The organism is Roseateles sp. (assembly GCF_019237615.1).
Taxonomy (GTDB): Bacteria; Pseudomonadota; Gammaproteobacteria; order Burkholderiales; family Burkholderiaceae_C; genus Pelomonas.
In genome coordinates this window covers 40,949-50,047 of the sequence record NZ_JAFAGT010000010.1, presented here as the reverse complement: position 1 = coordinate 50,047, position 9,099 = coordinate 40,949, and the positions used below count along the sequence as shown (strand labels likewise).

General features: G+C 70.1%; 5 protein-coding genes. 1 reads left to right on the top strand and 4 read right to left on the bottom strand.

The annotated features are described in order from the left end of the window. Nucleotides 1-199: 199 nt before the first annotated feature. Both JOY88_RS01875 and JOY88_RS01870 read right to left on the bottom strand, forming a co-directional pair. Nucleotides 200-1,213, bottom strand: coding sequence for a glycosyltransferase family 9 protein (locus JOY88_RS01875; RefSeq protein ID WP_293499881.1), 1,014 nt, complete (start codon nt 1,211-1,213; stop codon nt 200-202). Further along, nucleotides 1,210-2,235, bottom strand: coding sequence for a glycosyltransferase family 9 protein (locus tag JOY88_RS01870; RefSeq protein ID WP_293499879.1), 1,026 nt, complete (start codon nt 2,233-2,235; stop codon nt 1,210-1,212). Before JOY88_RS01870 ends, JOY88_RS01875 begins: the two co-directional genes overlap by 4 nt. Nucleotides 2,236-2,331: 96 nt before the next feature. On the opposite strand from JOY88_RS01870, the gene JOY88_RS01865 reads away from it, so the two are divergent. Then, nucleotides 2,332-4,065, top strand: a complete 1,734-nt coding sequence (locus tag JOY88_RS01865) for an ABC transporter ATP-binding protein (RefSeq protein WP_293499877.1) — start codon at nt 2,332-2,334, stop codon at nt 4,063-4,065. 155 nt (nt 4,066-4,220) lie between these two features. Here the strand turns inward: JOY88_RS01865 and JOY88_RS01860 are convergent, their stop codons facing one another. Together JOY88_RS01860 and dnaE are read right to left on the bottom strand one after the other, a co-directional pair. Then, on the bottom strand, nt 4,221-5,516 hold the full coding sequence (locus JOY88_RS01860; protein ID WP_293499875.1) for a patatin-like phospholipase family protein: 1,296 nt from the start codon (nt 5,514-5,516) through the stop codon (nt 4,221-4,223). Between the two features lie 27 nt (nt 5,517-5,543). Beyond that, a complete protein-coding gene (dnaE, locus tag JOY88_RS01855) occupies nt 5,544-9,092 on the bottom strand; it encodes a DNA polymerase III subunit alpha (RefSeq protein ID WP_293499873.1) in 3,549 nt (1,182 codons plus the stop codon). Nucleotides 9,093-9,099: the final 7 nt, after the last annotated feature.

Genomic DNA, 9,099 nt, shown 5'->3' with positions numbered 1-9,099 from the left:
ACGCTCGTGCGCAACACCTGCCGCACGCCAGGCGCAGGCCCTGATGCCCCGAGCTTCGAGCTCCTCACCCAGCCCAGCCCAACCCAGCACCGCGCCCTGCAACTCGTCCAAGACATCAAGTTGTAGACAGCAGCCGCACCCCCGATTCCCGCCAAGTGCTTGAATCAACAGGGAAACTCGGCCGGAGGCTCGAGGAATTTCAGCCTAGCGCGGCAATCACCTGCGCCTCGACGTCGGCGGCGCCGATGTCCGCCAGCTGCGCGGCCCGCAGCATGTGCACATGCTCGGGGTCATGCTCCAGCGGCGGTCGCGGTCCCAGCACGACGAAGGCCGGCCGACCCACTCCGGCGGCGAACTGGATGGCGCCGGTGTCGTTGCCTATGCAGGATTGCGCCAGCGACAGCGCGGCCACGCTGTCAGCCACCGTGCCGTCGGTCATCGTCGCCACCTGCGCGCGCAGCGCCGGCGCCACGCGCGCCTGGATGTCCCGCGCCAGCTGGGCCTCGGCGGGGCCGCCCAGCAGCAGCACGCCGTGGCCACGCGCAGCCAGGCGCCCGGCCAGCTCGACGAAGTTGCCCTCGCCCCACTGTTTGTAGGGCTCGGAGGCGCCTATGGCCAGCACATGCAGCGGCCGCGGCATCGCGGCCAGGCGCTCGCGCATGCGGTCCAGCGCGTCAGGTCGCACGCTGATGCGCGGCACGATGGGCGCCGTGCAGAAGCCCTGGGCGATGGAGAAGGCAGTGGCATCCTTGTAGCCGGCCACGGCCGGGCCACGGTAGCGCCGGATCCATGCCGACCGGGTCAGCAGCAGGCGCTGCAGCCAGGTCTCGCCGAAGCCGAGGATGGTGCGTATGCCGGCCCGCCAGCAGACCAGGATGGCGCGGCCCGGGTGGTCGGAGAAGAGCACCATGCGGTCGAAGCCCTTGGGCGCCAGCTCGGCGCCGAAACGCCACAACCCGTCCAGGCCGCTGTGCCGGCCGCGCCGGCGCTCGCTCTTGCGCGGGCGGCGGTCGAAGTCGATGACCTCGCGCACCCAGGGCTCGTGGCCGATCAGCTCGCGCGCCATCGTCGTGGGCGCCGCGATGACGCTGACCTGCCCGTCGCGGCTCTGCTCGGCGACGCAGCGGAAGTACTGCGCATGCCAGACCAGATCGCCCATGCCGTTGAGCTGCAGCTGCACGGCCGTCAGCGGCCGGGTGTCTTCACCGCTCATGCGCCCTGCCCCAATGCGATGCGGGCGACGTCATCCGGCCGGATGTCGGCGAGGCGGCGCGCGGTCAGCAGGTGCAGCGTCTGCGGGTCATGGGCCAGCAGCGGGCGCGGCCCCAGCATGACCCAGGTCGGCGTGCCGACGGCGGCGGCGATCTGCACGCCGCCGGTGTCGTTGCCAAGGCAGGTGCGCATCAGCGACATGGCGGCCACCGTCTCGGCCACCGTGCCGTCGGTGACGGCCAGCAGGCGCATGCGCAGCGCCGGGTCGACACGCTGCAGGATGGCCTGCGCCATCTCGCGCTCCGCCGGGCCGGCGATCAGCACCACGCCATGGCCGGCGCGTGCGATCTCGGCAGCCAGCGCCGCGAAGCTGTCCAGGCCCCATTGCTTGTACGGCTCCGACGAGCCTATGCACAGCGCGTGCATGGGCCGGGGCAGGCCCTGCAGCCGCGCCTGCACTCGCTCCAGCGCCTCGGGGCGCACGACGAGACTGGGCACGATGGGCGCATCGCACCAGCCATGCGCCACGGCGAACCGCGTCGCGTCCTCGTAGGTGCCCACGGCCGGGCCGCTGTAGCGCTTGATCCACGGCCCGTGCGACAGCAGCCGGCGCTGCAGCCAGGTCGTGCCATAGCCCAGGCGCTCGGGAATCTTGGCTGCCAGCGCGACCAATGAGCGGTTGGTGTGGTTCGTGAACAGCACGATGCGGTCGAACTGCTTCTCGCGCAGTTCCAGGCCCATGCGGAGCATGCCCAGCACGCCCCGGTGGCGGCCCTGGCGGCCTTCGTGGCGGCGTGGGTGGCGGTCGAAGTCGATGATCTCGCCCACCCAGGGCTCGTGGCCCACCAGCTGGGACGCGAAGACGGTCGGCGACGCGATCAGCGATGCCTGCCCACCCTGGCTGGTCTCTGCGACGCGGCGGAAATAGGGCACATGCCAGACCAGATCCCCCATGCCGACCCACTGCAGCAGCACCGCGGTGCGCGGGCGGGTGTCGGTGGCGTGCAGCAAAGTCTGGGGCATCGGGAATGGGGCCGGAGGCGCGGCATTCTATGGTGGGGCCGCCCCATGGCCGGCCGCGCACGGGTGGCGCCCGAACAGCGACGACAATCGCGCCCCATGTCTCCCGACAACGTCTCTCCTGCCCGACGCCTCGGCCAGTTCGTCTATCCACACCGCTGGGGCGCCGCGCTGACGGTGCTGGCCTACATCGGCCTGGCCGCCACCGAGCCCGCCATCCCCAAGCTCATCAAGTATGCGTTTGGCGAGGGCTTCGCGAAGAACGCCTTCTCGCTGTGGATGGTGCCGGTGGTGCTGATCGGGCTGTACTTCATCCGCGGCCTGTTCGGCTTTGCGGGCCAGTACCTCTTCAACTGGACGGTCACGCGCTGCGTGATGGACTTCCGCGCCGCGCTGGTCAATGCGCTGCTGCGGCTGGACGCCCAGGTCTACACGCGCATGCAGCCCGGCACCGCGGTCAGCAAGGTCGTCAACGACCCGCAACAGATCCTGCAGCTCGTCGGCGAGGTCGGCATCAACGTGCTGCGCGACGGCCTGCCCGCCCTCGCGATGCTGATCTACCTGTTCTACGTGAACTGGCAGCTGACGCTGCTGAGCCTCGTCATCACGCCGCTGATGGCCTTCGTCATGAAGAAGGTCAACCAGCGCGTGCGGCTGATGGCCTCGCGCTCCTACGACACCCAGCTGGCGCTGGTGAACCGCGTGGACGACATCACGCGCGCCTGGCGCGTGGTGCGGCAGTTCGGCGCAGCGCCTCACGAGCTGGAGCGTTTCACTGCCCTGTCGCAGGAGGTACGCCGCGCCAACCTGAAGACGGTGACGGCCGGCGCGCTGTCGCAGCCTCTGTCGCAGCTGGTCGCTGCCGTGGGGCTGTCGGCCATCATCTGCATCGCGCTCTGGCAGGCCCGCCATACCGGCACCGGCGTGGGCGACTTCGCCGAGTTCGTCGCCGCGCTGCTGCTGCTGACCTCGCGGCTGCGCCACCTCTCCGACCTCGCCGCGCCGGTCACGCGGGCGCTGATCACGGCGCGCGGCTGCTTCGAGCTGATGGACGCCCCCAAGGAGGTGGACCGCGGCACGCGCCAGCTGGAAGGCCCGGCGCGCGGCGAGATCCGGCTGGACGACGTGCGGCTGACCTATCCCGGCGCTGCCCACCCGGCGCTGGACGGCCTGAACCTGCTCTTCCCGGCCGGCAAGACCTCGGCGCTGGTCGGCGCCTCAGGCGCCGGCAAGAGTTCCATCATCCACCTGCTGCTGGGCTTCGGCCTGCCCGACGGAGGGCGAGTCCTGCTGGACGGCACCGACATCGAGGCACTGAGCCGTGCATCGCTGCGCCGCCAGTTCGCGGTCGTGTCGCAGGACATCGTGCTGTTCGACGACTCCGTCGCCGCCAACATCGCCTATGCCCAGCCGCGCGACGAGGCCAAGCTGGAGCAGGTGCTGCGCGCCGCCCACCTGTGGGACTTCGTGCAGACGCTGCCCGAGGGCTTGGAGACGGCCGTGGGCGCCAATGGCAGCAAGCTGTCCGGCGGCCAGCGCCAGCGCCTGGCCATCGCCCGGGCCCTCTACAAGGACGCGCCGATCTGGATCTTCGACGAGGCCACTTCGGCGCTGGACACCGAGAGCGAGCGCGCCGTGCAGCAGGCGCTGGCGGCCTGGTCAGGCCGCAAGACGCTGATCGTCATCGCCCACCGCCTGTCCACCATCCGCGACGCCGACGCCATCCATGTGCTGGGCGGCGGTCGGCTGGTCGAGACCGGCACCCATGCCGAGCTGATCGCACGCGACGGCGCCTACGCGGCCATGGTCCGGGCCCAGGCCGGCGAGGCCTGAAGGCGAGGCGGCGGGCGCCGCTGCACGGCGCTCACCCGCCCCGCCCACGCTCGCCGCGCTGACGCAGGCCGAGGTCGACGCGAACCAGGCGACCCACGCCCACCTGGAGCCTCTGCCCTTGCCGGCCTCAGCGCCCGCTGGCCGCAAGGCCGTTCTCAGCCGCTGGCCGCGAAGCCGGCTGAACGGCTGCGGCGCAGCAGCGCCGGGTCGATCTGCGGCGTGCGGGCCGGCCAGCCGAAGAAGCGCTGCACCTCGGCCCGCTTGGCCAGCGTATCGCTCATGCCGAGGTTGATCAGCTCGTTGATGAAGCTGGGCTCGAACAGCAGATAGCTGATCAGTGCCGAGCCGCTCGTCTTCTGGCCCTTGCCGGACACGCCGATGGCCCGCAGCATGGCCCGCACCGAATGCGGCAGGCTGGCCTGGTGCTCGCCGGCCAGGTCGTCCAGGCGGCGGCTGGGCGCGATGACCAGCAGCTCGATGGGACGCAGCGCCGTCGCCGTGCGCGCCTCCTGCGGCAGCAGGGCCAGCGTGCGGTTGATGCGGCGCAGCCGCTCGACGTCGACGGCCAGCGCGTCCAGGAAGATGTTGGACAGCGCATGGCCGGCGATCTGGGCCATGCTGGGGTGGTTGTCCGTCGCCCCGAGGCGGCGGCCTTCCGGCTCCTTCATGCGGCCGGCACCGATGACGAGGATGCGCTCGGCGCCCAGGTGCACGGCCGGCGAGATCGGCGCGCTCTGGCGCATCGAGCCGTCGCCGAACCACTCGGGCATGCCCTCCAGGTCCAGCAACTCGGCCGGGAAGATGAAAGGGATGGCCGACGAGGCCATCAGGTGGGCCAGCGTCAGCGGTGTCTGCACCGCCATGCGCTGCTCACGCAGCCAGGGCACCACATGATGGTGGGTCTGGAAGAAGGTGACATGCTGGCCCGAGGTGTAGCTGGAACCGGTCAGCGCCAGCGCGCGCAGGTGGCCACCGGCGAGCATGGCCTCGACACGGTTCATGTCCAGGTACTTGCCCAGCAGGGACCGCAGCGGCGAGTTGTCCAGCAGGCTCTTGGGGTGGCTGCGACGCCAGCGCGCAATCGCCCAGCCCAGGCTCAGCATGCTGAGCCAGCGCGCGCCGCTCTTCACGGCCTCGAAGGCGTCCGCGCGGTAGATGCTCTCCACGTGCAAGCCCTGCCAGAGGTGCAGAAGGCCGTCGACGGCGCCGTCGAAGTCATCGGCATGGCAGGCCAGCGTCGCCGCGTTGATGGCGCCGGCCGAGGTGCCGCTGATGACGGGGAAGGGATTGCCCGTCGCGCCGGCGTCGCGGCGCAGTTGGGCGATCGCGGCCAGCACGCCCGCCTGGTAGGCCGCACGCGCGCCGCCGCCGGTCAGGATCAGGCCCGTGACCGGCTGCGGGCGGACGAGCCCCTGCAACTGGAGTCGGGGCTGGGGCGCAGCTTGCGGCATCGGCGAAATCATCGCCGATACCGGGCCTCAGCCGGCCTCGTAAATGACCTCGGCCGCCTCACCCAGCCTCGCCAGCGCCTCGTCGGCCGGCCAGAAGCGGCTGGCCTCGCCCAGCTCCATCAGCCAACGCGCGCCGACCCGCTCGCCCTCGGGCTCGGCCCGCAGGGCCACGCGTACCGGCAGCCCCAGCTTGCGCGTGCCGCCCTCCTCGGTCTCGACGTCGCGCGGCGGGAAGCGATCGGCGATCTCCTTGAGCAGTCCCGCCGCGCCGGCGTTGCCCAGCAGCAGATGCCGGCCGAAGCGCGCCCGGGCGGCCGCCAGGCTCCACACCGCCTGCACGTTCATGCGCAGGCCGCCGGAGAAGCGGTCGTTCTGCACCTTGCCCTGGGCGATGATGAGTTCGTCCTCGGCCAGCAACTCCTTGTTGGCGTTCAGCAACTCCTCGTTGGCAACGGCCTCGATGGCGTCGCTCTTGTCGTCGAGCTTGAAGATGGCGACGCGCCCGCGCTGGCCGTTGATGACGCGCATGCCGCTGACGATGCCGGCCACCAGCGTCGGCTCGCGGCTGTCCGCCAGGTCGGCGATCTGGCGCTTGACGATGCGGCGCACCTCGGCGCCGCTCTGGTCGAACAGGTGGCCCGACAGGTAGAAGCCGATTGCCGTCTTCTCCAGCGACAGCCGCTCCTTGATGCTCCAGGGCTCGGCGTGCACGAGGTCGGGCTCGGCGGTGGACGAGCCATGCGTGTCGCCGAAGTCGAACAGCCCGCCCTGGTCGGCGTTGGCCTCGGTCGTCTCCGCATGCGTGTAGCCGCGAGCCACGCTGGCCAGCAGCTTGCTGCGCTCGGGGTTGATGCTGTCGAAGGCGCCGGCCTTGATGAGCGCCTCCACCACGCGCTTGTTGACCGACTTGCGGTCCACGCGCAGGCAGAAGTCGTAGAAGCTCAGGAAGGGCCCGCCGGCCTCGCGCGCCGCCAGGATGGCCTCGATGGCGCCCCGGCCCGTGCCCTTGATGGCGCCCAGGCCGTAGTTCACGAGCCGGCTCGTCAGCGGCTCGAAGCGGTACTGGCCCTTGTTCACGCAGGGCGCCTGGAACTCGATGCCGAAGATCTTGGCGTCGTTGAGCAACACCTTGAGCTTGTCGGTGTCGTCCATTTCTATGGTCATGTTCGCGGCATAGAACTCGGCCGTGTAATGCGCCTTCAGCCAGGCCGTGTGGTACGACAGCAAGGCGTAGGCCGCGGCGTGCGACTTGTTGAAGCCGTAGCCCGCGAACTTCTCCATCAGGTCGAAGACCTCGTCGGCCTTGGCCTGGTCTATGCCCTTCTCCGCGGCCCCCTTGCGGAAGATCTCGCGGTGCATGGCCATCTCCTCGGCCTTCTTCTTGCCCATGGCGCGGCGCAGCATGTCGGCGCCACCCAGGCTGTAGCCGCCCAGCACCTGGGCCGCCTGCATCACCTGCTCCTGGTAGACGAAGACGCCGTAGGTCTCCTCCAGCACCTGGCCCAGCAACGGATGCGGGTACTCGATGGTCTCCTTGCCGTGCTTGCGCGCGACGAAGGACGGGATCAGGTCCATGGGCCCCGGGCGGTACAGCGACACCAGGGCGATCAGATCCTCGAAGCGCGACGGCTTGGCGTCCTTCAGCAGTCGCTGCATGCCGGGCGATTCAAACTGGAACACGCTCTCCGAATAGCCGTCGCCGAAGAGCTTGAAGACCTTGCGGTCGTCCAGCGGCACATTGGCCCAGTCGAAGCCCTTGCGGTCGGCGTGGCGGGCGACGATGAAGTCCTTGGCCAGCTCCAGGATGGTCAGCGTGGCCAGCCCCAGGAAGTCGAACTTCACCAGGCCGATGGCCTCCACGTCGTCCTTGTCGAACTGGCTCACCGCGGACGTCGAGCCAGGCTGTTGATACTGCGGACAGAAGTCGGTGATCTTGCCGGGCGCGATCAGCACGCCGCCGGCGTGCATGCCGATGGAGCGCACCGTGCCCTCCACGCGCGCGGCCATCTCCAGCAGGCCGGCCACCTCCTCGTCGGATTTCTCGCGCTCCTCGATCTCCGGCGACTCGTGGCGGGCGTAGACCATCTTGGCCTTGTCCGGATCGAAGTTGGGCGGCAGCTTGGCCAGCGTCACTGTCTTGCCGGGCGGGGCAGGCACCAGCTTGGCGATGGAGTCCACATGGCCGAAACCCATGCCCAGCACGCGGCCGATGTCGCGCAGCGCGCCCTTGGCAGCCATGGTGCCGAAGGTCGCGATCTGGCTGACCGCCGGCCGGCCGTACTTGTCCTTCACGTACTCGATGACGCGGTCGCGGTTGCCCTGGCAGAAGTCGATGTCGAAGTCGGGCATGGACACCCGCTCGGGGTTCAGGAAGCGCTCGAACAGCAGGTTGTAGCGCAGCGGGTCCAGGTCCGTGATCAGCAGCGCGTAGGCCACCAGCGAACCGGCGCCCGAGCCCCGGCCCGGGCCCACCGGGCAGCCGTTCTCCTTGGCCCAGCGGATGAAGTCCGACACGATGAGGAAGTAGCCCGGGAAGCCCATCTTGATGATGGTGTCCAGCTCGAAGTCCAGCCGCTCCACATAGCGCGGGCGCTCCTTCTCGCGCTCGGCTTCGTTGGGAAACAGGTGCTCCAGCCGCCCGGCCAGGCCTTCGTGGCTCAGCTCGCGGAAGTAGCGGTCCATCGGCATGGGCGTGCCGTCTTCCAGCAGCGGCGTCGGGAAGTTGGGCAGTTGCGGCTTGCCCAGCACCAGCGTCAGCGAGCAGCGCCGCGCGATCTCGACGGTGTTCCGGATCGCACTCGGCACGTCGTTGAACAGCTCGCGCATCTGCGCCTGGGTCTTGAAGTGCTGGCTGGGCAGGAAGCGCTTGATGCGCTTGGGGTTGGCGAGCGTCTCGCCCTCGGCCACGCAGACGCGCGCCTCATGGGCCTCGAAGTCGTCCTCGCCGAGGAACTGGATGGGGTGGGTCGCGACGACGGGCAGGCCCAGCTCGGCCGCCAGCGGCACGCTGGCCTGCACCAGCGCCTCCTGGCCGGGGAGCCCGGCGCGCTGCAGCTCGATGTAGAAGCGGTTGGGGAACAGCGCCGCCAGCTTCTGCGCCCACTCCCTGGCGCGCACCTTGTCGCCCTGCAGCAGCGCCTGGCCCAGGCCGCCATGCTGGGCGCCGGACAGGCAGATCAGCCCGCCGCCCAGCTCCTGCAGCCAGTCCCAGGTCACGCAGGCCTGGTTGCGCTGCACGTTCTGTATCCAGGCGCGCGACAGCAGCTCGCTGAGGTTCAGATAGCCCTGGCGGTCCTGCACCAGCAGCAGCAGACGCGTGGGCGGCTTGTCGCTCGCGTCACTCTCCAGCCAGCAGTCCGCGCCGAGGATGGGCTGCACGCCCTTCTTGCGCGCGGCCGAGTAGAACTTGATGCCGCCGAACAGGTTGGCCAGGTCCGTGATCGCCGCCGCCACCTGCCCGTCCTTGGCGGCCGCATCGGCGGCGTCATCGGTGCGTAGCGTGCCGTCCACCACCGAGAACTCGGTGTGCATGCGCAGGTGGACGAAGGGCAGATCTTGAACAGCGGTCTCGGGCATCGCGGCA

What these genes read in the sequence shown, in the direction of transcription:
- JOY88_RS01875 (WP_293499881.1), bottom strand. Translation starts at nt 1,213, where the DNA reads ATGAGCGGTGAAGACACCCGGCCGCTGACGGCCGTGCAGCTGCAGCTC.
- JOY88_RS01870 (WP_293499879.1), bottom strand. Translation starts at nt 2,235, where the DNA reads ATGCCCCAGACTTTGCTGCACGCCACCGACACCCGCCCGCGCACCGCG.
- JOY88_RS01865 (WP_293499877.1), top strand. Translation starts at nt 2,332, where the DNA reads ATGTCTCCCGACAACGTCTCTCCTGCCCGACGCCTCGGCCAGTTCGTC.
- JOY88_RS01860 (WP_293499875.1), bottom strand. Translation starts at nt 5,516, where the DNA reads ATGCCGCAAGCTGCGCCCCAGCCCCGACTCCAGTTGCAGGGGCTCGTC.
- dnaE (WP_293499873.1), bottom strand. Translation starts at nt 9,092, where the DNA reads ATGCCCGAGACCGCTGTTCAAGATCTGCCCTTCGTCCACCTGCGCATG.